Here is a 1,214-nt window from a genome sequence, read left to right on the forward strand (position 1 = left end):
GATAGCGAGATCAATATGGTGACGGATGATGCGGCCAAGGCTGCGGAATTGCGGAAGCGGGTTTGGGGGTTGCATGCGGGGGGATTTCAAAGAACGGATGGAGGAGATGGCAGCGAAAAAGCAATTGCTACTGCATTTAAGGATTGGCAAGAGTTGATGCGAAACAATTTAAAGGCCATATCAGACAACCAACCGATCACCGGTTTCTTAATACCCTTCCGCGATCTTCGCGCAATCACTTTCCGACACGGTTAAGGACAAATAATGTATCGCTTACGCTATTTGATTAGCTGCTGTTTGTTAGCCACTTTTACTTTGAATGCCTGCTCTATGAAACCGACCTTACCGCGCAATATGGCTTTGAAAGCCTTCGATCCTCATCGCAAAGATTTTATTTGTCAGTACGAAATTAATAACGTGCCACCGATGGATGTGCAAGCAGACGCCTGGTTTCAGGAAGGCCTGCGCCTGACCAGCCGTGATTTACCGCCGAATCAACGCGACTATCCCAAGGCGGTAGAACTGTGGCAAAAGGCCGCCGATAAAAACCACTGGAAGGCCATGATGAACCTTGCCGGTGTACTGATTGAAGGCGATGGCTTTGCGCCCTACAAGGTCGCGGAAGATCCGGAGCGGGCGGTGCAAATGGTAGAGCGCGGCATGCAACTCGGTATTCCTGCTGCCTTTGATCTGATGGGCAGTTTCCATCAAAACGGCGCGGGTGTGACCGGTGACGTTAGTCGTGCTTACGCGTTTTGGGAATTGGCAGCAGACAAGGGAAGTCCGAGTGCGCAGACGTTTTTAGGGAGAGCACTTGATGCTTCCTATGACAACCCACAAGAAGGCTTCTGGGGGAACCGGGAAGTAGGACGGGAAATGCTGGAATGTGCTTTTGCGCAGGGCTATGGCAAGGCAGCCTTAGAGCTTGGTTTGACATTAAATGTAATAGACAAGAATCACGTTCGCGCACTGAAAGTCTTTCATGAAGGCGTCAAAATGGGATGTGAGGATTGTGCAAACTCTCTTTCATCAAATTTCGGTAGCATGTCTCCCCTCACCAATAATTTTATCGACACAGCCCGCTCCGAGCGCTACAGCGCCCTAGGTGACGCCCTCTACCACAACCCCGATCTACGCTTCCCCAACCTCGACAACATCCTGCCGCTGCCTCCCGCCAAACTCCCGCAGTGGAACGGCAAAATAGAGTCGCTGCT

The 1,214-nt window shown here is 51.2% G+C and carries 1 protein-coding gene and 1 pseudogene; both read left to right on the plus strand.

Going from position 1 to position 1,214, the window contains the following annotated elements; all coding sequences use genetic code 11:
* A pseudogene (locus AC07V8_RS25730) lies at positions 1-255 on the plus strand (phospholipase D-like domain-containing protein); the annotation flags it as partial.
* A 9-nt stretch (positions 256-264) separates the two neighbouring features.
* The coding region (locus AC07V8_RS25735; protein WP_494721510.1) for an SEL1-like repeat protein at positions 265-1,214 on the plus strand (950 nt) is incomplete at its 3' end.

Source organism: Collimonas sp. GW821-FHT02H07 (genome assembly GCF_059421505.1).